23 protein-coding genes are annotated in these 24,424 nt (G+C 51.7%); 11 read left to right on the forward strand and 12 right to left on the reverse strand.

Going from position 1 to position 24,424, the window contains the following annotated elements; translation table 11 throughout:
- Positions 1-4 precede the first annotated feature (4 nt).
- Positions 5-1,282: a GTPase HflX gene (gene hflX / locus Q0E49_RS01355; RefSeq protein ID WP_295745823.1), complete on the forward strand. Its 1,278-nt coding sequence runs from the start codon at positions 5-7 to the stop codon at positions 1,280-1,282.
- 77 nt (positions 1,283-1,359) lie between these two features.
- Here hflX and Q0E49_RS01360 read toward each other — a convergent pair whose 3' ends face one another.
- The 6 genes from Q0E49_RS01360 to Q0E49_RS01385 form a co-directional block, all read right to left on the reverse strand.
- Positions 1,360-2,364: a D-2-hydroxyacid dehydrogenase gene (locus Q0E49_RS01360; protein WP_295745825.1), complete on the reverse strand. Its 1,005-nt coding sequence runs from the start codon at positions 2,362-2,364 to the stop codon at positions 1,360-1,362.
- 79 nt (positions 2,365-2,443) lie between these two features.
- Positions 2,444-2,998 carry a TetR/AcrR family transcriptional regulator gene (locus tag Q0E49_RS01365; protein ID WP_295745828.1) on the reverse strand — a complete coding sequence of 185 codons (555 nt, stop codon included), beginning with the start codon at positions 2,996-2,998 and terminating at the stop codon, positions 2,444-2,446.
- Between the two features lie 95 nt (positions 2,999-3,093).
- On the reverse strand, positions 3,094-3,915 hold the full coding sequence (locus Q0E49_RS01370; RefSeq protein ID WP_295745831.1) for a DUF6681 family protein: 822 nt from the start codon (positions 3,913-3,915) through the stop codon (positions 3,094-3,096).
- Between the two features lie 14 nt (positions 3,916-3,929).
- Positions 3,930-4,340, reverse strand: coding sequence for a hypothetical protein (locus tag Q0E49_RS01375; protein ID WP_295745834.1), 411 nt, complete (start codon positions 4,338-4,340; stop codon positions 3,930-3,932).
- Positions 4,341-4,409: 69 nt separating this feature from the next.
- On the reverse strand, positions 4,410-4,991 hold the full coding sequence (locus Q0E49_RS01380; protein WP_295745837.1) for an AAA family ATPase: 582 nt from the start codon (positions 4,989-4,991) through the stop codon (positions 4,410-4,412).
- Between the two features lies 1 nt (position 4,992).
- On the reverse strand, positions 4,993-5,409 hold the full coding sequence (locus tag Q0E49_RS01385) for an NUDIX domain-containing protein (RefSeq protein WP_295745840.1): 417 nt from the start codon (positions 5,407-5,409) through the stop codon (positions 4,993-4,995).
- A 104-nt stretch (positions 5,410-5,513) separates the two neighbouring features.
- On the opposite strand from Q0E49_RS01385, the gene Q0E49_RS01390 reads away from it, so the two are divergent.
- The 3 genes from Q0E49_RS01390 to Q0E49_RS01400 all read left to right on the forward strand — a co-directional run bounded on the left by Q0E49_RS01390 (position 5,514) and on the right by Q0E49_RS01400 (position 10,398).
- Positions 5,514-6,905 carry an amino acid permease gene (locus tag Q0E49_RS01390; protein ID WP_295745843.1) on the forward strand — a complete coding sequence of 464 codons (1,392 nt, stop codon included), beginning with the start codon at positions 5,514-5,516 and terminating at the stop codon, positions 6,903-6,905.
- Positions 6,906-7,008: 103 nt separating this feature from the next.
- Positions 7,009-9,414, forward strand: a complete 2,406-nt coding sequence (locus Q0E49_RS01395) for a Xaa-Pro dipeptidyl-peptidase (protein WP_295745846.1) — start codon at positions 7,009-7,011, stop codon at positions 9,412-9,414.
- Between the two features lie 72 nt (positions 9,415-9,486).
- Positions 9,487-10,398 carry a proline iminopeptidase-family hydrolase gene (locus Q0E49_RS01400; protein WP_295745849.1) on the forward strand — a complete coding sequence of 304 codons (912 nt, stop codon included), beginning with the start codon at positions 9,487-9,489 and terminating at the stop codon, positions 10,396-10,398.
- A 70-nt stretch (positions 10,399-10,468) separates the two neighbouring features.
- On the opposite strand, the gene Q0E49_RS01405 is transcribed toward Q0E49_RS01400, so the two are convergent.
- The 6 genes from Q0E49_RS01405 to thrC form a co-directional block, all read right to left on the reverse strand.
- Positions 10,469-11,764 carry an APC family permease gene (locus Q0E49_RS01405; protein WP_295745852.1) on the reverse strand — a complete coding sequence of 432 codons (1,296 nt, stop codon included), beginning with the start codon at positions 11,762-11,764 and terminating at the stop codon, positions 10,469-10,471.
- Positions 11,765-12,508, reverse strand: a complete 744-nt coding sequence (locus Q0E49_RS01410; RefSeq protein WP_295745854.1) for a gamma-glutamyl-gamma-aminobutyrate hydrolase family protein — start codon at positions 12,506-12,508, stop codon at positions 11,765-11,767.
- Between the two features lie 176 nt (positions 12,509-12,684).
- Positions 12,685-13,329 carry an HAD-IA family hydrolase gene (locus Q0E49_RS01415; protein WP_295745857.1) on the reverse strand — a complete coding sequence of 215 codons (645 nt, stop codon included), beginning with the start codon at positions 13,327-13,329 and terminating at the stop codon, positions 12,685-12,687.
- On the reverse strand, positions 13,319-14,425 hold the full coding sequence (locus Q0E49_RS01420; protein WP_295745860.1) for a phosphoesterase: 1,107 nt from the start codon (positions 14,423-14,425) through the stop codon (positions 13,319-13,321). Before Q0E49_RS01420 ends, Q0E49_RS01415 begins: the two co-directional genes overlap by 11 nt.
- A 15-nt stretch (positions 14,426-14,440) precedes the next feature.
- Positions 14,441-15,985 (reverse strand): ABC-F family ATP-binding cassette domain-containing protein, encoded by a 1,545-nt coding sequence (locus Q0E49_RS01425; RefSeq protein WP_295745863.1) that lies wholly within the window; start codon positions 15,983-15,985, stop codon positions 14,441-14,443.
- A gap of 187 nt (positions 15,986-16,172) precedes the next feature.
- Positions 16,173-17,660 carry a threonine synthase gene (gene thrC / locus Q0E49_RS01430; protein WP_295745866.1) on the reverse strand — a complete coding sequence of 496 codons (1,488 nt, stop codon included), beginning with the start codon at positions 17,658-17,660 and terminating at the stop codon, positions 16,173-16,175.
- 107 nt (positions 17,661-17,767) lie between these two features.
- On the opposite strand from thrC, the gene Q0E49_RS01435 reads away from it, so the two are divergent.
- The 7 genes from Q0E49_RS01435 (at position 17,768) to Q0E49_RS01465 (ending at position 24,342) form a co-directional block, all read left to right on the forward strand.
- Positions 17,768-19,057: a homoserine dehydrogenase gene (locus tag Q0E49_RS01435; protein WP_295745867.1), complete on the forward strand. Its 1,290-nt coding sequence runs from the start codon at positions 17,768-17,770 to the stop codon at positions 19,055-19,057.
- 13 nt (positions 19,058-19,070) lie between these two features.
- On the forward strand, positions 19,071-19,937 hold the full coding sequence (thrB, locus tag Q0E49_RS01440) for a homoserine kinase (RefSeq protein WP_295745886.1): 867 nt from the start codon (positions 19,071-19,073) through the stop codon (positions 19,935-19,937).
- Between the two features lie 3 nt (positions 19,938-19,940).
- Positions 19,941-20,705, forward strand: a complete 765-nt coding sequence (locus Q0E49_RS01445; RefSeq protein WP_295745869.1) for a putative ABC transporter permease — start codon at positions 19,941-19,943, stop codon at positions 20,703-20,705.
- Positions 20,706-20,848: 143 nt separating this feature from the next.
- Positions 20,849-21,373 (forward strand): NAD(P)H-dependent oxidoreductase, encoded by a 525-nt coding sequence (locus Q0E49_RS01450; protein ID WP_295745871.1) that lies wholly within the window; start codon positions 20,849-20,851, stop codon positions 21,371-21,373.
- 320 nt (positions 21,374-21,693) lie between these two features.
- Positions 21,694-22,683 (forward strand): tryptophan ABC transporter substrate-binding protein, encoded by a 990-nt coding sequence (gene trpX, locus Q0E49_RS01455; RefSeq protein ID WP_295745874.1) that lies wholly within the window; start codon positions 21,694-21,696, stop codon positions 22,681-22,683.
- Positions 22,683-23,579, forward strand: coding sequence for an ABC transporter permease (locus Q0E49_RS01460; RefSeq protein ID WP_295745877.1), 897 nt, complete (start codon positions 22,683-22,685; stop codon positions 23,577-23,579). Before trpX ends, Q0E49_RS01460 begins: the two co-directional genes overlap by 1 nt.
- On the forward strand, positions 23,569-24,342 hold the full coding sequence (locus Q0E49_RS01465; RefSeq protein ID WP_295745880.1) for an ATP-binding cassette domain-containing protein: 774 nt from the start codon (positions 23,569-23,571) through the stop codon (positions 24,340-24,342). The genes Q0E49_RS01460 and Q0E49_RS01465 overlap by 11 nt, the downstream gene beginning before the upstream one ends.
- Positions 24,343-24,424: the final 82 nt, after the last annotated feature.

A 24,424-nucleotide genomic window follows, 5' to 3' on the forward strand; every position in this document is an offset into this window, starting at 1 on the left:
TTAAATGGATAATAGTGAACGCCCACAGCAGATACCGGTGATCATTATCGGTTTAAACACCGGTCAAGAAAACTACGAATACTCAATGCGTGAACTAGCCGAACTCGTGGAAGCTAACAACATGACCGTTGCCCAACGGCTGGACCAGTCGCTTGACCGGCCTAACCCGGCAACATACTTCGGTACCGGTAAGGTTGATGAACTCAAGCAGGTTGCGGCTGAAAATCATGTTCAGGTGGTTGTTGCCAATGATGAATTATCACCGAGTCAGCTCAGCAACCTGGCCTCGCAAACCAGTACCCGGGTAATCGACCGCACCGCATTGATTATTGAAATCTTTGCTAACCGGGCCCAGTCACGGGAAGCAAAAATTCAGGTTCAAATCGCTAAGCTCCAGTACCAATTACCACGCCTGCAAACCGCTGATAACGTCGTCTTGGACCAGCAAAGTGGTGGTGGCGGACTGGCGAACCGTGGTGCTGGTGAAACCAAGCTCGAAATGGACCGGCGGGTAATCACCAAGCAGATTGCTCACTTACGTCACGAGTTAAACGAAATCGCCAAGGGTGAACAGACCAAGCGCAAACAACGCGACAAGACGGGAATCCCCACTGCCGCGCTGGTTGGCTACACCAACGCTGGGAAGTCCACCCTCATGAACCGGCTGGTTTCTCAATATGGACTGGCCGACCACAAGCAGGTCTTTACCAAAAACATGCTCTTTGCCACCCTCGACACTAGCGTCCGCCAACTGAACTTTCCTGGCAATAAACGTTGTCTGCTCAGTGATACCGTTGGTTTTGTCAGCAAGTTGCCAACCCACCTGGTAGAAGCCTTTAAGTCCACGTTAGCCGAAGCGGCCAACGCCGACCTACTGGTGGAAGTCATCGACTACTCTGACCCCCACTACCAGGAAATGATGGCGACCACCGAGCGGACCCTGGCACAGATTGGGATTAAGGATAAGCCACTACTCTATGTCTTTAACAAGGCAGACCAAACCGACTTTGACTACCCCACAATGGAAGGCGATGACCGCCTGGTAATTTCAGCTTTTGATGATTCTTCCACCGAGCTGTTGATGAAAGCCATTGAAAAGCACCTCTTTAAGGACTACGTCACAACTACCATGCTGGTGCCCTTTAATGCTGGACAGGTCGTTTCCTACCTGAATGAACACGCTAACATCATTTCTACCAAATATGTGAGTGACGGGACCGAGCTCCGTTTGGAACTGCCACAAGAAGATTTTCAGCGTTACCAACTATACGTTGTGGACTAATACGCCACTTTTCATGAACTAATAAAACCACCTACCTGCTGCTGGTAGGTGGTTTTGTTGTCTAGTTGTCTTCTTGGTTAACCGACGAAAACTTCGTTGCGGCTGCGACCACCATTCACAATGGTAACCACATCGTTGAGGCCAATTCGAACCATGTTCCGCACCGCCGTTTCGGTAAAGAAGGCTGCGTGCGGGGTAATCGTCACGTTAGGCATTGCTGCCAGTTCCTTGTAATCTTCCGGAACGTCCGCTGGCGTGACCTTTTTACCAAAGTACGTCGTTTCGTCAGCCAGGGTATCAAGACCGGCACCGGCAATCTCATGGTTCTTCAGTGCCTGAATCAGGGCTTCGGTATCAACCAAGCCACCCCGGGACATGTTAATCAGGTAAGCAGAGTTCTTCATCATCTTCAGCTGCTCTGCACCAATCATGCCTTTCGTACTTGGCAGCAATGGCACGTGAAGGCTCAAAATGTCAGCATTTTTAATTACTTCATCGGCACTGTCGACGTAGTTAACAAATGGTTCATCTGCCGGGTTATATGACGGGTCAAAGGCAATCACCTTCGCACCCAGCGCCTTGTAAATTTGGGCCGTTGCACTCCCGATGTTCCCCAGACCAATCAGTCCGACAGTCAGGTTGAAAATTTCGTTGCTCATCAGGTTGGCAGGCCAGCTAAAGTCGGCATTGTGGTCCATTGCATAGCGGTATTCACCAATCCGGCGCAGGAGGTACATTGCGTGGGTTACCCCCATTTCAGCAATGGCCCGTGGCGAGTAAACCGGGACGTGGGTCACCTTGAGGTTGTACTTCTTGCAGGCATCCAGGTTAATCATGTTGATCCCGACCATCCGGCAAGTGATCTGCTTAATTCCCATATCAGCAATCTGCTTGTAGACTGCTTCGTCACCAATTGGCATCGTCTGTAAAATATCGAGCCCGTCGCAACCCTTCATTAGGTTAACGTTGTCGGCACTTAATGGTTCATGGACAATTTTGACTTCATTGCCTGTTTCCTGTTCCCATTCGTGAACAAAACGTTCTTCCGTATCCTGACGAACGTTATACATAATAATCTTCATTGGTGTCCGCTCCTTTATCTTTTCACAACTTACCTTACCAATATTGTAACCGAATTAATTCCGTCAAGCACGGAATCAGCTAAACCGACTGGTTCCCGTTTGAAATGTTGTGGATCTGCTGTTTACAGAACTTAGCAACTTTATCCTTGGACACGTCATAATTGTGTTTCTGCCACCACATAAAGGCACCATTGATCGACCCGCCGATCATATACGACATCAATTCTGGCTGATCAGATTGGGCAACGGTCTGCAGTACCAAGTCGTTATTTTCACGCTGGCTGCGGTGCAGAATCAGTTCACTCATAATCTGCAAAATTTCCGCATGAATCCCCGGTCGGTCCTTCGTCGCCACCAGGTGGTGAAATAATTCCCGGTGTTGGTCAACGTAATCCAAAATTGCGTCCACAATATCATCAGTCGTTTGCTGGTCGCTAATCAGCTTATTCAGCTGGCCATCAATCGTTTGGCCCAATAAGTCGTATTTGTCGTGAAAGTAACGATAAAAACTGCTCCGGTGCAGCATCGCTTCCCGACAAATCTGGTCAACCGTGATATGGTCAAATGGTCCTTGCTCCAGCAGTGAGATCATCGCGTTTTCAAAGTCCCGCACGGTACGGTTTACCCTTGTCACTTGGCTCCCCCCTGTCATGTCCGATTACTACCATTATATTAGTTCAACCAAACAAAAACCAGCCGCCGGACTAGCCAGCTGCTGGTGATCATTCCTTAGTGATTCTTTTGTCGGTCCCGATAAGCCACTTGTACCGCCAACTGATAGTCGCCATTCATCATGATGGTGGAACCATGACGACCCGGAATTTTATAAGGACCACCCACAATCGTGACGTCAGCCAAGTACAGTTGGTACTTATCATGGGCTGTGTGAATGTCAGTTAATCCGACCTGGGTAATGTGACCCACTGCCAACCGTTCCATCTGGTTAACCCCGATACTGATTTCCATCCGGTGTTTCCCCTGGTCATGAATCAGCTCAAAGTAAGGTGGGACCTGGTTATCGTCGATGGCGTGAACGGGTTGCCCTGTTTTTTGGTACTGCTCCACCACTTCTTTACCTGACATCCCGTTAAAGGTTGCCGTGATTAATTGCTCAGCTAACAGCCGGTGGACAACCTTATTCAGGTTCCGTTGTTCCAGCGGATCCGCTTCAAAGTGAGCCGGAATTGTTTCCGTGTTGTGGTAGATCCCGTTAGACGCAGCTGGCCGCAGCTGGCCCACTGGGCGGCGGTCAACTTTGCCATCATCATCAACCACCAGTGGCCGAATGTATGGTGATAAGAAGTCAAACTTAGAGGTCCGTCCTAAGAAGAAAAAGACAATGTTAAGGTAGGCAAAGTACGTCACAAAAACCACGGCTAAACAATACAAGAAGCCTCGCAGCCAAACGTGGTTGGCTAAGAGCCGGGCGGTGACATAAATGAGGTAGCCATCCCCTAAGAGGGCCACAATGGTATAAACCCGGTTCTTTAACCGGGTATTGATGTTAAAGTAGCTCAGCGATTGGTTAATTAAGTCCAAGAAACTAAACAATTGTCAGCCCCCCTTTACTGCTGCGTGGTTCCCTGGTTATTGCCAGCAGTCGTTTGGTTATTATTGGTATTGTTATTTGTTTGGTTCCCGTTGGTTGTGTTGTTGGGATTGTTATTAGTGTTATGTTGCTTATTGTTAGTGGAACTTTCCTGCGTATCGTTTGTCTCTTGGTCGTTGGTTGCCTGTTGGTTGTTGTTGCGCTGGCTGGAGCTCGAAGATTGACTGTCATCGTCATTATTTTCTGATGAACTACTACTCCGAACTTCAGAGCTAGTCGTGGACGACTCGTGTCGGGACACTGTCGATACCCGGGCCCCTTCGTTAGTATGGGTGGTCTTGTTGACCACGACGTTAGTTGCGCCGAGTGCCAGAACAATGGACACGAGAGCAAACGGCGTCACGAACGGCGGCGTTTTTGATGCCATAATTAGACACACTCCTTTTTACTGTCTACTAATCATACCGCAAAATGTTCCCACGACAAGTTAAGTAAGTTATAAGTTCGTCTTCCGTTCACCAAAGGCAGCCAGCAAGTGGTTCAACCGACGCTCCGTCTTCGGCCAGTAGTCGTTAACCACCACGTAGGCTGTTTGACGCAACTCCGCGGGTAAGTTGACGTCCCGCTGGTTTTCCCGGCTTTTTAACCGCGACTTGATCGCGTGACGGCGGTCACCGCGGGCCTGAATCCGCTTGGCCAGGGCATCTAATACCGAGACCGTCAAGTAAATCACCACTGCCCGCTCGCCCAGCTGCTGCTTGTAGGTAACGGCCCCAATAGTATCGAGGACGATTACGTTATTGTGGCCGGTGTGCCAACCGGCAACCAGGCCTTCCATCGACGACCCATACTGGTGGTGGTCGTAGTTCACCTGTTCCAACAATGTCAATTTGGCCATACTAGCAGGCGTTTCGAAATAGTAATCCACTCCGTCACGTTCGCCCGGCCGCGGTGCCCTCGTCGTGTGGGTGACCACCCGGTGCAGGCCAAAATGACGGCACAAGTAGTTGGCCACCGTCGTTTTGCCAACCCCTGCGGGACCGGTAATGACATAAACCCGTTCTTCTTGCCTTGTCATCTTACTTCGTCAAGTGCGCGTTAGCCTGGTCAAGCAGCTGCTTCAAATTATCGTAGGTCAGTCGCTGTCGCGCCGCTTCGTAAGTGAACCAGCCAGCGTTTTTAATTTCTTCTACCTGTAATTGGAGCTGATGTTGGGCAGTCACTTCCGCCAAGTAAAGTGTCATTTCCTTGTAATTGCCATTTGGCAGGTCATAACCTGTTTTGACCGCAAAACTAGTGTCGATCGGCAGTTCAAGGCTAGTCTCTTCCCGAATTTCGCGTTGAGCCGTTTGAACTAAGCTTTCGCCAGCCTCAACGTGCCCTTTAGGGAACCCCCAAAAGTGTCCTTTGTTCTGACTTTCCAATAATAAGTACTCTAACTGGTGCTGTTGATTGTAGCGGTAAACAACCGCGCCACTGGTAATTTCAGTTGCCATCGAAAAGATTCCTCCCCGTTTTTTAATTTTTCTCATTGACTTCTAATCGTTTGCCCCATAAGATGGACGTTAACCAATATAGTATAACAAAGGTGGTTGACTAAATGAGTGGAAATATTTTTCGAAAAGAGAGCCTCGACCGTTATCTTGGTGCGGACAAAAAATTTGTTAAGTCCCTGACAGCCTTCGACCTCGTTGCAATGGGTGTCGGTGCCGTGATTGGGACGGGGATTTTTATCTTGCCCGGGACAGTAGCGGCCAAAACCGCCGGCCCGGGGGTCACGCTCTCCTTCCTCCTGTCGGCCATCGTCTGTGCCCTCTCGGCGATGTGCTATGCCGAGTTCTCGTCGGCACTACCAGTTGCCGGCAGTGCCTATTCGTATGGTAACGTCGTCTTTGGTGAAATTTTCGGCTGGATCCTTGGCTGGGCGCTGATCCTCGAATATATGCTGGCCGTCGCCTCCGTGTCGACTGGCTGGGCGGCCTATTTTCAGTCACTCCTGCAAGGGTTCGGGATCAATATCCCCAAAGCCATTTCCGGTCCCTTCGACCCGGCGCACGGCACGTACATCAACTTGGTGGCCGTCCTGATCGTCCTGGTTGTCGTAGCACTGCTCTCCCATGGAATGCAGACTTCCATGCGAATTAACAACATCGCCGTTGTCTTAAAGATTGCCATTATCCTTCTCTTCTTAGGAGTCGGGATCTTCTTTATTAAACCGACGAATTACCACCCGTTCATGCCTTACCACCTTCACGGGGTCTTCCGCGGTGCTACCGTGGTCTTCTTCGCTTACCTCGGTTTCGATGCCGTTTCTAGTTCTGCTGCCGAAGTTAAGAACCCGTCACGCAATATGCCGCTGGGAATCATTGGTACCCTGATCATCGCGACAATCCTCTACATGGGTGTCTCAGTCGTCTTAACCGGGATGGTCCCCTACACTAAACTAGACGTTGCCAACCCCGTTTCCTTTGCGCTCCAGGTGGTGCACCAGGACTGGATGGCTGGCCTCTTATCGATTGGGGCACTGATCGGAATGTTCACAATGATGGTCACAATGACCTACTCTAGTTCCCGGCTCGTCTACTCTGTCGGTCGTGACGGTCTGCTGCCCTTGCAGCTTAGCAAGCTGGATAAGAATGGGCTACCACAGCATGCCATTTGGGTTGTTGGACTGATTATTGCCATCCTCGGTGGTCTAGTGTCACTCGACCAGCTTACCAACCTGGTCAATATCGGGACGTTGCTGGCCTTCACCTTTGTTTCCTTTGGGATTATTCCACTACGCAAACGCCATGACATTGGGAACAAGGGTGGGTTCAAAGTACCTCTCTACCCCGTCTTGCCGATCATTTCCGGCCTAGCCTGCTTGTGGATGATGACCCTCTTGTCTAAGGAAACCTATCTCGGTGCCGGCATTTGGTTTGGCTTCGGACTCTTAATCTATGCCTTTTACGGTTACCGCCACAGTAAACTGAACCAGGATCGTAACTAAGTTAATCACTGCCCTTTCCCTGCTGCCACCCGGTTGCGGGGATTTTTCATTTTAAATGGTAAAATAAAGATATCCACATAAACGAAAGGAACGGGTTTCTACCATGATTGACAACCAATTTAGTATTGTCGACGTTACATTAAAGCAGGAGATTGCCGAACTCACCGCCCTGCGATTACTTGAAGATGGCAATATCAGCCTCGCCCCGGTTGACCTCTTTGCCAAATTGTTGACCAAAACGATGACTAACGGTCAGGACCAGGCCACCATTACTTATAACCTCCACCAGTTGCTGGCCACTCCGGATGACGACCTGGCGGATTGGCTGGCTGCTGGTCAGCCGTTAACTGACGAGGTCTTTTACCTGGTGGTTCTCCAGCTCTTGCAGTTCGCGCCTGCCCTCGATTTTCAATTGGCCGCACCTTTGGAAGCCGTTAAAAAGATTCACCTCCCCCACAAGTTCCACCAGGAATGGACCAGTGAAGATATCATCGACGCCTGGTATCGCTTAATGGTGACCCGGAACAAGAATGGTCAAAACTACCTTGACTACCTAACTAGCCAGGGGTTGTTTGCCTGGACCTACAACCTACCCGCCCAGAAAAAGCCATTATGGTTCAACGGTAAGGCGGTCGCCTGCTTTGACCCCGCCAAGCTAATTCGTGAAGTTGTTTATATCGAAACTGACCTCGACACCGATGCCGACGGTTACGCCGACTTAGTGAAAGCCGAAATCATCCGTCCCGCAGATACTAATGACGGCTTAAAGGTGCCGGCAGTCTTTACCGCCAGTCCGTATAATCAGGGAACCAACGACCAGTGGGGCGAAAAGATTACCCACGACGTCAATCAGCCGCTGGCTACCAAAAAAACTGGTCGCGTCAAGTCACCAGCAGAGGTGACCTTCTCTGCTCCCCGTTACCACCAGCAGGTCACCGGCCAGGCAACAAAAGCAACGCAGAGCTTTAGCGAAACTAGTTCCTACACCCTCAATGATTATCTCGCTGTCCGCGGCTACGCCATCGTTTACGCTGCCGGTATTGGGACCAAGGATTCTGATGGTTTGCAGACGTGTGGTTCACCGGAACAGACCGACTCAATGAAGGCGGTTGTTGAATGGCTCCATGGTGACCGGAAGGCCTTTACCGACCGCACCAGTGGGATTGAAATCCACGCTTGGTGGTGCAATGGTAACGTCGCGATGACCGGTCGATCCTACTTAGGAACCCTGGCAACGGCTGTCGCCACCACCGGCGTTGCTGGCCTGAAGGCGATCGTTAGTGAAGCGGCAATCTCCAGCTGGTACGACTACTACCGCGAAGGCGGCCTCGTCATGGCTCCCGGTGGTTTCCAGGGAGAAGATGCCGATGTCCTCGCTGCCGAAACGTTTAGCCGCACTAAGAACCCGGCTGACTACCGGCGCATTGAGGAAACTAACCGCGACTACTTAGCAAAGATGACTGCAGCCCAGGACCGGCAAACCGGTAATTACAACCAGTTTTGGATGGCGCGCAACTACCGGCGTCACTTTGATAACATCCGGGCTGACGTAATGATGGTCCACGGTCTCAACGACTGGAACGTCAAGCCGGTCAACGTTAAACGGCTGTATGATGCCGTCCAGGGGCTACCTGTCGCTAGTCACCTAATTTTGCACCAGGGACAGCATATTTACATCAACGCTTTCCGGTCGCTTGACTTTTCCGAGATGATCAACCTCTGGTTTGCCAATAAACTCTGGGGGCTGGATAACAACGCTGACTTAGCCATTCCCCACGTTCTGGTCCAGGATAATGCCCGACCTGAAACCTGGCATGCTCACCATAACTGGAGTACCGGCAATAAGCGGACCCACTACCTTAGTAATAAAGTCCTGTCGACCAGTGACGTTGGTCAACAGCGCCTGGCTACTTTTAACGACCGTCAGGATGAGGAGACCTTTAAAAAGTGGTGTCAGCAACCATCACGGTGGCAGACAGCAATGCTGGCTGAGGACAATGACTTCAGCCTTCGTCTCCTGACCGAACCAGCGAGTGATGAGTGGCTCTTACGGGGCACCCCACAGGTGAACTTACGGGTCGCCGTCGATGCCGACCACGGGATGATTGCCGCGCAGTTAGTCGACTTTGGTGCTGCCCGACGGTTAACCACTAGCCCCCAGTTAATCAATAAGGGCGGCTTGTCGCTTGGCTATCACTGGAAGTATGACGATTTACGAGAGTTCAAGCTCGCCAAGCAAGTAACACCGTTTAAGGTTATTTCTTACGGCCACATTAACCTGCAAAACGTTAAGGGGGCCGGGACAGTCAACCGTCTGCGAGCCAACCACTTTGAAAATGTCCGCCTGCTCCTGCAGCCAATCTTCCACCACCTCCTGGCTGGTCACCAACTGGGCTTGGTTATCTTCAGTACGGACTTCGGAATGACTCTGCGTGGTAACGAAGACCTCACCTACCAGGTTGACCTCGGCCGTAGTTCACTGATCATCCCTGACATGACGACTCTTTAATTGTTCTTGGACGATAATGAGAAAAGCGTTAGAATATTAATATCACTGAACTAAGCATACGGAGGGATTTTGATGAAAAAAGGAACCACCATTATTACGCTGCACAATGGCTACCACCTCTGGACCAACACCCAGGGTGAGGGTAATATTCACCTGCTCTGCCTCCACGGCGGCCCGGGTGCGAACCACGAATACTGGGAAGACACCGCGACCCAACTGGCTAAGCAAGGATTAAACGTTCAGGTCCACATGTACGACCAACTAGGCTCCCTGTACTCCGATACTCCTGACTTTACCGACCCGGCAGTTCGCGACGAGGTCTTGACTTATGACTACTTCTTAAACGAAGTCGAAGAAGTCCGGCAAAAGTTAGGGATTGACCACTTCTACTTAATGGGGCAAAGCTGGGGCGGCCTGCTCGTTCAACTCTATGCCGAAAAGTTTGGTCAACACCTCAAAGGGGCGATTATTTCCGGGATGGTTGACGACATTGACGACTACGTCAAAAGTATTAACCACATTCGTGAAACAGTCCTGTCAGCTGACGACGTGGCCTTTATGAAGGAATGCGAGGCTAAGAACGACTACCACAACGACCGTTACCAGAAGTGTGTTGATGTCCTCAACAAGGGTTACATCGACCGCCGTCAGCCAAGTAAGCTTGAACACTTGCAGGACTTGACCGACCCGACGATCTACAACACCTTCCAGGGCGACAACGAATTCGTTATTACTGGTAAATTGGCTAGCTGGCACTTCCGTGACCACCTGAAGAACATCACCATGCCAACATTAATCACTTACGGTGGCCACGAGTCAATGCCAATTCCGACTGGTAAGAAGATGGCCGAACTGATCCCGCACGCCCGCTTCGTAACGACGCCGGGAGCTGGACACCACCAGATGACCGACAACCCAGGAGTCTTTTACAAGCACGTGGCCGACTTCATTCAGGAAGTCGAAGACGGACGTTTCAACGCCTAATGAGGCACTATAACATTGAAAAGGACGGCAACGCTCACAAACGTTGTCGCCCTTTTTATTTGCTGGTGAATCAACTAAATTCAGCATCAGCATGCCGGCCGGTAATGAAGTAGAACGGGACCGCAATCAGTAACGCGCCGAAGCCCCAGAGCAGGTTTTCCGCTGGCGTGTGGAATAGTAGCCAGCCAGAAACTGCTAAGGCGAGCAACGGAATCAACGGCCCAAATGGTAGCTTAAAGCTGCGGACTGCCTCCGGTTTGGTCCGCCGGAAAACGATCACTGCCAGGCAGGTAGGAATGTACTGGACAAAGCGGGAAATAGCGGAAATCATCGCCAACTTGGCAAAACTGCCAGTGTAAGCCAACAGTAAGCCGACAACTGTGGAAACAATGATGGCCACGTAAGGAGCACCCCAGCGGTTTTTCTTGGCAAGGACGGCCGGCATCATCTGGTGTTCCGCCAGCGCTTCACCTGAACGGGGAGTGATGAAGGAAGACGCCACACAAATTCCGCCAATGGAGCAAAGTGTTCCCGCAGCAACCAGGACGCTCCCCCACTCACCGACCATTCGCTGAAGGGCATCCTGCACCGGCACGGTGGACTGCATCAGCCCGCTCCCCAACACACCGATACAAGCAACCATGATCAGCATGTAAATTGCCACCACGGCACTGAGCGAAATCAATAGTGCTTTCGGCAAGTTACGTTTCGGGTTGCGCATTTCACCAGCCGCCACAACTAGTCCCTCAAACCCACTGAACACGTAGAAGAGGGTCAGTGTCGTCTGGGCAAAATTGGCGGTAGAACCCTTTCCCGGTAAAAAGAACGGGTGAAAGTTTGCCGGGTGAAGAAAGAACAGTCCTAGTAACGCCACCAGCAGCAGGGGGACCAGCTTGGCAACGGTCATAATATCGTTCAACTTGGTCGTTAAACGAACCCCCGCAATGTTTAACAGCATCAGGAAAATCCCGAGGACGGTCACCATTGCATTTTTGGCGAAGGGGGTGTTCAGTACCGGGAAGATCCCGCCAACCGCCGTTGCAAAACCGACGTACAGGGTAGCTTCGGCGATCATCCGCACCACCCAGGTCATAAAGCCAACTTCGTAACCAACAAAATTTCCAAAAGCGCCGCGAGCGTAAAGGTATGGTCCACCGTTAGTCCCGTACAGCCCCGCACATTCAGCGAAACATAGCGCAATCAGGCAAACCAGGAGCCCGTCAAAGGCCAGTGATAAGAGGCTGGCTGGCCCGAATAATTTCATTCCAGAACTCGGGAGCAGGAAAATCCCCGTCCCAATAATCCCGTTGATCCCGAAGAGGATGACACTCCCCATCCCCATCTTTTGTTTATTAGCTTCTTTCATCTAGCCTTCCTCCTTTGCGACCCGGTCAAAGAACGCGGTAAAGATCCGTTCCTGCTGCGGGCTGTTTTGCCAAAGATTCTCTGGATGCCACTGAACTGCCTGAATGGAGGCGTCATCGTTTTCAACAGCTTCGATGACGCCATCAGGCGCTGTCGCGACCACGTACAATGACGGTGCTACCTCCTTAACCGCCTGGTGGTGGCGGGAGTTGACCAGGGCCGATTCACCAATGGCTTGTCCCAGCTGACTGTCACCATCAATTTTGACCCGGTGGGTCGGCAAGTCGCCGCGGCTCCGCTGTGAATGCGGCAGCAAGTTTGCCGAATCATACTCGCTTGGCAGGTCCTGGTAGACGGAACCACCTAGCGCGGCATTGATGACCTGGATCCCGCGACAAATTCCAAACAATGGCAGGTGAAGTTTGACCGCCGCCTTGACCAGGGGAAACTCGAAAGCATCTCGCGGTGAGTAAGTCGGCCCGACGAAGCGGTGCGGGTTTTCCGCCAGGTATTCCGGTGCGATATCATGACCGCCAGGGATAATTAATCCATCAAGTCCTTGTAAAGACGCTAACGCCATCTCCCCGGGGACGATCGGGAGAATCACCGGTACCACCTGATGTTTCACTAACACGTCGACTAACGGTTTAGGTGCAAAGTGTGCTAACTGTAGGTTAATAATCTCCGTCGGTTCCAAATCTGCGTCTGCACTAATTCCAATTCGCATTGCTAGCCCTTCTCTCATTGAATTTTAATAAATATTAAACAGCGATAACGCCCAGCTGTCAATGCTTTTTAGCGACATTGATCACCCGCGATCGTTTTAAAATGAGAGGAGTATAATTTTTATTGGACAAAGAAAACCGACAAGAAGCTCCTCCTGGAACTTTTTGTCGGTTCGTTATTGTTCATTTTTATTCGCTAGTGAACGTTCAACAGGTCACCAGGTTGCTTTAAGAGAAATTCACTGTCCTTCAACCGCTCTGGCATTGCCGAATCATAAACAGCACCCGCAAAGTGAGTGTGGGCGTTGGCAGCCGCCTTTAAGTCGTTAATGGTGTCACCGACGTAAATTGTTTCCGCCGCTTTCAGACCATGATCGTCCATTGCTTTCACAATGGGGTCACCATATGGCTTGTGGCGGACCGTATCAGTTGAGGTAATTGCAAATGAGAAGTATTTAGCAATGGTAAACGCCTGGTGAAAGTACTGTTCATACTCATCACGAACTTTGGAAGTGACAATGCCCAACTGAACATCCGGCCGGGCAGCCAGTTGGGCAAGCATTTCTGGTACGCCATCAATCACGGTGGCGTCCTTTTGCCGCTTGCTAGCAGCCTCATCCCAGGCAGCGGCGACTGCTTGAAAATCTGCTTTTTTAATACCAATGTACTCCAGCGATTCGGTTCCCGGAATTCCAAAAACTTCCTTGCTGTAGCGCTGCTCTTCTTCTGGCGTGTAGTGGTACCCAAAGTCAGCTAGGACCTCGAACAACACCGGCATGTAAACATCAAAGGTGTCAATCAGTGTTCCATCAATATCAAACACGAAGTTTTTAATTGCCATTCTTGTTCTCCTCGTCAGGCTTGCTCTTCAACAACGCTGCCAGTTTGCCAGCGACTTCCGGGTCCAGGTCATCCGCGAGAGTATGCTCGCTTTCCTGTTGTTCTTTGCGGGTCGCTTTGGTCGCACTCGCCAGCTGGTCAATAACTGCTTGTTCCCCGATCTTGACCGGGTTGATCGTCAACCGACCACCAGCAGCATTCGCGTGACCACCGCCCTGATAATACTGCTCAGCAAACTTAGCTACGTCCATTTTATCATTACTCCGCAGTGAAATCCGCATGGCGCCAATTACCAATGCCGCATCGAGCTGGGGCTGGGCAGCTAATAAGTCATGAGCCAGCTGGGATTGATAGTCACTAGCGTAAACGACCCCCAAGCGGTGCCCGTCAATGGTCGTTTCCAGGACATCTTTCAGGTGGTGCTTAATGTACGCTGCCCGCCGCTCCATCAGGGTATGGACCAGCAGTTCATTGTCTCGCCAATAAGCGTCCCAGCCGGCAGCGAAGACGTGTTCCATAAACTCGCCCGCCCGCTTTTTCGGGTAGAACCAGAATAACTCATTGAGCTGGTCAGCGCCTTCACTGACCGCCGACGGTAAGTCAGGATCATTTTGCCAGTCCCAGGTGTCATAAGCCCTGATTAGCTCTGCTAACTGGGCCAACTGCTGACGCCGTCCACTATCCAGTTGTTCCATCCCCGGCTGGTGCTGTAACCAGTCCCAGACGATACTAGTCGCACTCGCGTGAACCATCTCCCCATTCGGGGTAACCGTATTAGCAGAATAACGCTGCCGCTGTACTTCTTCGGATTCGTGATGGTCAAAAACTAGCCAGTGGTTAGCAAAGTGCTGGTTCAGTTCCTTAAAGGTATTTTCCGAATCGGGGGTCATATCCATAATGTAAACGTCACTGTAATTATTCAACGACGGCGAGTTAAACCAGTGATCGAGGGTCACGTCAATTTGCCCCGCACCAATATTTTCAACGTCAAATTCGGTGTTAGCAAAGACTTTTGGTTGGACGCTTTGCAACAGCATTGGCCCGCCAAAACCGTCGAGATCGTTGTGTGAAAAGACCTTGATTAATTGTTTTGTCATAATCGCTACCCCTCATTATTTACGCAAACTCAGCTTTTCAACGTTCAAGACCTTATCCAGCCAGCCACTAGTAAAGCTTTCTTCGTGGCTTACCAGCAAGAGGTTGCCCGGAAACTCCTGGAGGGCCCGCTTCAGCCCCTCCTTGGTCTCGTCGTCCAAGTGGTTGGTCGGTTCGTCCATGATCAAAAAATTGCACGGGGTCAGTTCGAGAACCGCTATTTTGACCTTAGTCTGCTCCCCACCCGAAAGCTGGTGGAGTGGTTTGGCGGCGTTGGCGGCATTAATCCCCGCCCGCGCCAGCTTTGTCCGAATCGTCTTCGGCTGCATCGTTGGGAACAGGTTTTGAATTGTTTGCAGTGGGGTCAATCCGGGATTATCCCAGGTCAAGTTCTGGTCAAAGTAGTTGACCTTGGCCGACGGGGAAAAGGTCGCTGTTCCGCCCTTCGCCGGTAATTCACCGAGAATGGTCCGGATTAGCGTCGTTTTCCCAACCCCGTTAAAGCCGCTAAAGAGCATCTTCTCACCCATCGTCAACGAGAAGGTGACCGGCTTCAACAGAGGACGCTGATAACCGACACTGAGGTGGTCGACCCGGAGGGCATTTGCCGAACCACTTTCCTCGTACGGAAAATGAAACGTTGCCTTCAAGTTAGTCGACGGCGGCTCAACCTTCGTCATCCGGGCCAGCATCTTTTCCCGTGATTTCGCCATATTGGAGTTGCGGCCGGCCTTATTTTTCCGGATAAAGCGGGTCGCCTTCTCGATGACTTCCTGCTGCTTCTCATACTTCCGTTCCTGGGCTTCCTGCCGTTCGGCTTTTTGCCGCATGGCTTGCTGGAAACTACCCCGGTACTTGGTAATCTTACCGAAGCTAACATCACAGATGGTGGTCGTTACCTTTTCCAGGAAGTCATAGTCGTGCGAAATGATCATGGCTGCCCCATCAAAGTCATTCAGGTAGTCAACTAGCCAGGCGATGTGCGCCGTATCCAGGTAGTTCGTCGGTTCGTCTAGCAAGATCACGTCAGGATTTTGCAAGAGAAGTTTGGCCAAGATGAGCTTTGATCGCTGGCCCCCACTCATCTTGCCAACCAGCCGGTTCTCGCCCAGTTCCGTCAGTCCTAACCCCGCCATTACTTCGGCCACCTTGGTATCAATGTCGTAAAAACCATGTGATTCCAAGTAGTCTTGCATTTGACCAGCCTTATCCAACTGCTTCGGGTCCGCCATCGCACTGGGGTCAGCGTACAGCTTAGTCAGCCGGTCTTGCGTTTGGTACAACTTGGCAAACGCACTGTGTAAAAACTGCAGGAGGGTCTCATCTTGGGGAATATCCACATACTGGTCCAGGTAACCACGGGTCGTTCCTGGCTGCCAGCTGACAGTTCCCGCTACCGGCAAGACCTGACCGATCAGAATCTTGATGAGGGTACTCTTGCCGGCCCCGTTTTGCCCGATGATCCCCATGTGCTCGTGCTTTTCCAAACGGAAACTGGCATCGTTATACAGTTCCTTATCGGCGTAGCTCATCGTCAGCCCGCTGACTTCTAATAAACTCATTTCATTCGCTCCTTTATACCACCACTAATAGTAGCATAATCCGTTCACCAATTTCGAAACTTACCTTCACTAACCAATAAAAAAGTCAGGTCAAAGCAGTAACCAAATACTGATATGACTTGACTTTGAGTAGAAAAAAGCCCCTCGTTCTCGGCCAAAGCCGAGTGCGAGGGGGAAGTTAATTATCTTAGAAAAGGATCGTTTCCAACAAGCCGCTCATGTCTGACGGAGCAACCACCCGCTGGGGCCGGTCCTGGCGGTCAAACAAGTTAGCGACACCCTGGGGGAGCGAACCACCCAGCAGTTGCTGCAGTTGCCGAATTGCCGGCAAACCAGGTTCATCAACCGCACTGCCGGTAATGGAATAGTAAACTGTCTCCGGGAACTTAAACGGGCTGGCCGTCGAAATGATCACCATTGGCGTCTCATCCCCACTGTCTTCCTGGTACTGACGGGCCACCGCAGAGGCCACCGCCGTGTGCGGGTCAATGGCGTAGTGGTTCTGGTGGTAGGAACGGTGAATTTCGTCACGAACTAGCTGTTCATCTGCAAAACCCGCGGCAAAATGCTGATCCAAGAAGTCCTTCTCACTGTCATTGACCTGGTAGAAGCCCTGCTGCTGCAACTGAGACATTAAATTAACCACCCGCTGGTTATCTCCGTTAGCAGCGTCAAATAACAACCGTTCTAGGTTACTTGACACCAGGATATCCATCGACGGTGAATTAGTGACCGTAAAGGCTCGCCGGCGGTCATATTTACCAGTGGCAAAGAAGTCGGTGAGGACGTTGTTTTGGTCCGAGGCACAAACCAACCGGTGAATGGGCAACCCGAGCTTTTGGGCGTAATAACCTGCCAGGATATCACCAAAGTTACCCGTCGGTACCGTAAAGTTGACCTCATCGCCTCCCTTAATTTCATGACGGGCCAGCAGCTGACCGTAAGCATAAAAGTAGTAAGCAACTTGGGGGATCAGTCGCCCGATATTCATCGAGTTAGCCGAAGAGAATTGCAACTGGTGAGCTGCTAATTCAGCCCCTAATTGAGGGTCATTGAAAATTCGCTTCACGTTTTGCTGGGCATCATCAAAGTTGCCATCGACTGCTACCGGGGTCAGGTTATCACCAGGCAGGCTGCGCATCTGGTGCAACTGAACAGGGCTTACCCCATGGTGCGGATAAAAGACGACGACCTGGGTACCAGCTACGTTGCTAAAGCCATCCATCGACGCCCCGCCGGTATCGCCAGATGTCGCCGTGAGGATGACAATTTGACGGTCAAGCCCCATCAATTTCACCGCCCGCGTCATTAATTGCGGCAACAGCTGGAGTGCCACGTCCTTAAAGGCCAGTGTTGGGCCATGAAAAAGTTCCAAGAAGTAGTTGCCACCCACCTTGTTGGTCAGCGGCGTAATCGCCGGGTCATCCCACTGCTTGCCATAGGCCTGGGCAACACTTGCCGTCCGCTGCTCAGCAGACCAGTCGTCCATCAGCCAGGACAACACCAGTAATGATGCCTGCTGAAGGGTAATGCCCCTCAGTTGTTGAAGTGAAAAAGCTGGTTGGGGAAAATCAACGGGAACGTAAAGACCACCATCAGGGGCCAGTCCCTGAATCACCGCCTCGGCGGCATTTTTGGTGTTGGCGACAGTTCCCCGCGTACTCCGGTATTGCATTGTGGGCCCTCCTTAAGAAGATTTGCTGCGCCCATTATACCGCATTTCGTTCGGATTATGATAGAATAATGAGAGAAAACCTAATTTTAGGAAGGGGCGCGTCACTGATGAAAGAAATCCAGATTGGCATGATCGGCCTGGGAACAGTTGGCTCCGGTGTTTTAAAAATGATCCAGGACAACGAAGGAAAGATCCTGAATATTACTGGTTGCCGGCTGCACGTTAAAACAATCGTCGTCCACAACACTAGCAAACGGCGGCAGGTCCCGCTGTGGGATACTTACCTGACCAACAACTTCGATGAGTTGCTCAACGACCCGGAGATTCCAATCGTTGTCGAAGTCATGGGCGGCATCCACCCGGCGAAGGAGCGGATTGCGGCGCTTCTCAAAGCCAAAAAGCACGTGGTTACTGCTAATAAGAACCTGATTGCCACTGACGGTTCCGAGCTAACGAAGCTGGCGGCAGATAACGGTGTTGACCTCGTCTACGAGGCCAGTGTGGCCGGGGGAATCCCGATCCTGCGGACGATTACCAACAGCTTCCCGGCTGATAAGATCCTGGAAGTCCGTGGGATCGTCAACGGGACAACTAACTACATCCTTACCAAGATGAATACCGACCACCTGAGTTACGAAAAAGCCCTCAAGCAGGCCCAGGACTTAGGTTTTGCCGAAGCCGACCCGACAAACGATGTCGCAGGTTTTGATGCGGCTTACAAAATGATTATCCTTAGTCAGTTTTCCTTTGGAACCCGGTTAACGATTGATGACCTCCACGTGGAGGGAATTGAAAATATTAACCGCGACGACATCAAACAAGCTGATAACTTTGGCTACGTAATTAAGCTTGTCGGGATTGCCCGGCGGGTAAAAGAATCGGTCTTTGCCGAAGTGGCACCCGTCCTGGTTCCAAAAGGCACCCCGCTGGCCACGGTTAATAACGAGCGCAACGCCGTCATGGTCACTGGTCAAGCCGTCGGCGACGTCCTCTTTTACGGGCCCGGGGCTGGTGGCCTGCCAACGGCCAACTCCGTCTTAAGCGATATTATCGCCGTCACCCAAAACATTGCTACCGGCACTACCGGCCACCAGTTTAACAACTACCGCCAGCACTACCAATCAACCTCGCTTGATGATATCTGTTACCGCTACTACTTATCGTTGACGATGAAGGATGTTCCCGGGGAAATGCTCCGCTTAACAAAGATTTTTGCGGAGATCAACGCTAGTTTCCTTACTATCGTCCAGTCGTCGACCTCCGCTGGGCTGGCCAAACTAGCCATCGTCACCCACTCAATGACCCGCCGCCAGTTGCTCGACCTGCAAGCCGCCATCGATAAGTCGCCACACCACTCTCTGCAGCTCAAAGCAGCTTACAAGGTCCTGGATAAGTAAGGAGGAATGAATGATGAGAATTATTGTACCGGCTTCCAGTGCCAACCTGGGACCGGGGTTTGACTCCATTGGCGTCGCCGTTAACCGCTATTTGACGATGACCGTTGGTGAAGAAGTGGACCAGTGGCAAGTCGACCACGACCTCCCGAATATCCCGCATGACGAAAGCAACATGATCGTCCAAGCGGCCATCAAAACTAGTCCGACCCCGCTCACCCCGCACCACTTGACGGTGGTTAGCAACATCCCCTTGTCACACGGGCTAGGAAGCTCTTCCAGTGCTAATGTGGCCGGGGTCGAACTGGCTAACCAGCTTAACCAGCTCAAGATGACTGATGAACAGAAAGTCCAGGCGGCTGCGCGCTTGGAAGGGCACCCCGATAACGTCGCTCCGGCTATTATGGGCGGCATCGTGGTGGGAACCAGTGTTGGCGAACAGTTCTATGCCGTCAAGGCTCCTGAACCGCCATACGCCCTCCTGGCCTACGTTCCCCGCTATAACCTCGCCACTGCTGATTCCCGGGCGGCCCTCCCGGCAACCATGCTTTATTCCCGGGCAACCCACGCCAGTGCTATTGCCAACACCCTGGTGGCCGCCCTCTTTAGCCGGGATTACCAGGTAGTCGGCAAGATGATGGAAGCCGACCAGTTCCATGAACCATACCGGTCACAATTAGTTCCCGAATTGCAGACTATCCGACAACTTGGCCACCGCTGTGGGTCCCTGGCCACCTACCTCAGCGGTGCCGGTCCAACGGTGATGACCCTCGTTCCACATAACGGTGACGACTTATTTAGCCGTACGCTAAGGCTGCACGGTTTAACTGCCCCTCTCTGGCAACTAGCCATCGACGACCTTGGTGTCCGGGTGGAGGATTAACAAATGCGATTTACGATTGACGACGTCATTTTAATGTTTTTTTGCTATTCGTTCATCGGCTGGCTCTGGGAAACCATCTACTGTTCCATTAGGCAGCGGGCTCTCCAGTACCGGGGTTTTTTGATTGGCCCCTACTGCCCCGTTTACGGTTTTGCCATCGTCACCATCATCCTCTGTACGGATGACTTTGGTAAAAACCTGCTGGTGCTCTTTATCGTCGGCAGTATTGTCGCCACTATTTTCGAGTTTTTCGCCAGTCTGCTGCTGGAAAAGGCGTTCCATATGAAACTGTGGGATTATTCCAACCACTGGGGGAACTTGCAGGGCAGAGTCGCTCCGGTTATTTCCCTGTTCTGGGGTGTGGGAACCGTGCTGCTTGTTCGCTATGTCCAACCAGCAGTCCTGAAGTTCATCAACTTTGTCGAGTTTGAAACCGCCCACTGGGCCGCCATCGGGGTGGCCCTCGTAATGAGTACCGATGCGGTCATTACCATTCTCAGTACCGCCCAGTTTAAAGCTCACGCCGCTATCTGGGAGCAGCGCATTCACGCAGAAAACCAACGGTTGCACGTCCAGCTCCTTGACGCAATGGATCAGCACCGGTTCAACCAGGAGAAACGCCGGGCTCGCCTAGCGCAGTTGGTTCACCCAACCTGGAACGAGCGACGGATGATGCACAACTACCCGGCACTGAAGCTGAAAGAAGCACCGCACTTATCGGCTCTTCGTCACCAGTTGCACCAGCATTGGCAGGATCAGCAAAAGTAATCTCACAAGCTATTCTTACAAAAACGATTGAGTTATTTATAGGTTGAAAACCGGTTATCAACCGTCTTGCAACACCATAGTGCATAATTGTGCTATAATTATAAATGTAGCATGTGCAGATAACCTGGGAGGCCTTTATTATAATGAAATTTTTGGTAATTACCGGAAGTGCCCATCAGCCAGGTGCTTCCACACAGCTTGCAGAAAAGTTAGCCGCTGGTGCCAAAGAAGCAGGGAACACTGTTGAAATGTTCGACGCTGGTCTCCACCCGGTTTCACCACTAGCCTTTGATGCTGATAACCATCTTTTACCAGGCGATTCACGTGTCGAAGGCTTGCTAGATCAGATGGTGAGCGCCGATATTCTGGCCTTTGCTACTCCCATGCATTACTTTGGTATGTCTGCCCAGTTAAAAGCTGTCGTCGATCACATGGCTGAACGTGATCAAGAACTCCACGGCGATAAGCAGGCCATCCTATTGGCCACGTCCAACGGGGATGACTTTGACCCGCTGAAGTCCGAATTCAAGGCGATTGTTGACCACATGGAGTGGACTTATGCCGGGCAAGTGCTGGCCGCACGCACTAGTGCCGACCACTTACGCTTTTACCCCCAAATGGCCTTTGAGCTGGGGAAGAGCTTTGACGCTTCGACCGCCTCTGCTTAACGTTTAATGAGAATTTTTTAATATTTTGTTGACAGTTGTTGGTCTTGTCGGTATACTTACAGACAAATCAACGAAGGGAGTGTCAACCTTGAGCAAAAACTTTATCCAACAATTACAGATGATTCGTCGTTGGCAAAGCCAGTAGCTCGGGTTGGCTCCGGTTGCGGAATCAGCCTGAGATTTTCGGGTTAATTCCGTGCTGGCATCCAACTAATAATTAATTAGTGCCCGCATGTGAAGTATCACCATTGCGGGCGTCCTAAAAAGGGTCCGCATTGCGGACCCTTTTTTCTTTTACTAGCTACTGGGAGGAAACGCCAATGAAACGAATGTATACCCTAATTGCCATCCTGCTTGCCTTCCTCGGCGTCGCTTTCTTTCAAGAAAGTCATGAAACCGTCAGGAGCAAGCACCCCACCGTGGGCATTCTACAGTTAATGCACCACCCGTCACTCGATCAGATCCACCACGGCTTCATTGCCGGACTGGCAGATGAAGGCTTCCACGAGGGGAAGAACCTAACAATCGACTACCAAAACGCCCAGGGCGACCAAAGCACGCTGAAGACGATGGCCAATAAATTAGTCAACGAACACGATAATGCCATCTTCGCCATCACCACCCCGGCCGCCCAGTCAGTTGCCAACTCCACTACCAAGATTCCGTTAATTCTCGGCGCTGTCACCAACCCGCAGGGCGCCGGCCTGGTGAAGAACAACCACCACCCCGGCGGCAACATTACCGGGGTCTCCGACCAGGCACCGGTCGCCCAGCAGTTAGCACTGGTCAAAGAATTCCTGCCCCACGCCAAGAGCATCGGGATCATCTACACTTCCAGCGACAGTTCGGCATCGACTGAACACGCACTCTTCGTCAAGGAAGCCAAGCGCCAGCACGTCAACTTGAAGTCGTACACGATTGCCAACAGCAACGACCTCAACCAGGTTTCCCAAACCGCCCTCAATAGTAACGACGCCCTGATTGTCCCGACTGACAATACGATTGCCGGAGCCATGCAGACGCTGGTCAAGAACGCTAACGCGGCCAACAAGCCAGTCTTTCCGGCAGTGGCCCAGATGGTCAAGCAAGGTGGCGTTGCCACTTACAGCATTAACCAGTACGACCTGGGAGTACGCGGCGGGCGGATGACCGGGAAAATCCTGAAGGGTGAAAATCCCGGGAAGATGCCCATTGAGTTTTCCCGCCACGGGGAACCCGTCTTAAACCTCAAACAAGCTCACAAACTAGGATTAACCATCCCCAAACACTTTGAACACGAAGCAGCAACGAAAGGGCAGGTGTTTAAATAATGAACTTAATTACTTCTTCAATCGGGCAAGGATTATTATGGGCCCTGCTCGGTATTGGTCTTTACCTGACCTTCCGCATCCTCAACTTCGCCGATATGACGGTTGAAGGGACTTTCCCCCTGGGGGCGGCCGTGGCGGTCACCGCCATCACTCACGGCATCTCCCCATTGGCCGCCACCATCTTGGCAGCCCTTGCCGGGATGGTGGCCGGGCTGATTACCGGCTTACTATGTACCAAGGCAAAAATTGATAGTCTGCTGGCGGGGATTTTAACCATGACGGCCGCTTATTCCGTCAACCTCCGGATCATGGGGAAGTCCAACATCTCACTACTAGGCAAGAAAACATTGCTGACGCCCCTCCGTGAGCTGCCACAGTACTTTGACAGCGTCCTGCTCGGCATCATCGTGATTACCCTCGTCACCGCCGGCCTGGTTTTCTTCTTGCAAACTGACTTTGGGCAGGCCTTTATTGCTACCGGTGATAATCCGGTCATGGCCAAGTCACTGGGGATCAAGACAGACTCAATGGTCATTATCGGCCTAATGGTCTCCAACGCCTTGGTCGGCCTCTGTGGCGCATTAATTGCCCAGAGCAACGGCTATGCCGACCTGAACATGGGGATCGGGACGATCGTGATTGCCCTGGCCTCGATTATCATCGGCGAAGTGGCTTTTGGCGAATTAACCCTCAACCAGCGGCTAGTGGCCGTGACCCTTGGTAGTATCATCTACCGGTTAATCCTACTGGCCGTTCTCCAGCTCGGCTTCTCGACCAACGACTTGAACCTGATTTCGTCAGTCGTCCTGGCACTCTGCATGATGCTGCCACGGCTCAATAACGTTTTACACATCAAAGAACCGTTTACCAAAGGGGGTCTCAGCCATGACAACTAATTCTGAACCAATGCTGCAATTAAAGGATGTTTCCACGGTGGTCAACGCTGGTACTCCCAACGCCACTACCATCCTCAAGCACATCAACTTAACGATTAACGACGGCGACTTCATTTCCATCATCGGGACTAACGGTGCCGGCAAGTCGACCCTCTTCAACGTGATTTCCGGTAATCTGCCGGTCGCAAGCGGCCAACTCTTCCACCAGGGCGCTGACATCACAACGATGAGCGTCGAACAGCGGACTAGCTTCCTCAGCCGGGTCTTCCAGGATCCCAAGATGGGCACCGCCCCGCGGATGACCGTTGCCGAAAACCTGCTCTTGGCCGCCAAGCGGGGCGAAAAACGTCACCTCATCCCCCGCCGCCTGAAACAACGGTTGCCAGAATTCAAGCGGCTCGCCGCCTCGATGAATAATGGTCTTGAACAACGTCTCAACACTGCCACCGGGAACCTCTCTGGCGGTCAACGGCAGGCCCTCAGTTTCCTAATGGCAACAATTAGGCGGCCAGATATTCTACTGCTGGATGAACACACGGCGGCGCTCGACCCGCATACCAGCCAGTCATTGCTCCATGCGACCAACCAGCGAATCACCGAGGACCACTTAACAGCGCTGATGATTACCCACCGGATGGAAGACGCCCTCAAGTATGGCAACCGCCTACTGGTCCTAAAGGCCGGCCAGATAGTCGCCGACTTTACAGGGGAGGAAAAACAACAACTGACGCTCGACCAACTTTATGAATTTTTTGAAGACTAACAAATAAGGGGCTGTGACATAAGTACCTCATAAAGAATGGAGCTCGATGAAATCTTCGGATTTCATTGAGCTCCATTTTCCT

It is taken from the genome of uncultured Limosilactobacillus sp. (genome assembly GCF_934202235.1).
Taxonomy (GTDB): Bacteria; Bacillota; Bacilli; order Lactobacillales; family Lactobacillaceae; genus Limosilactobacillus.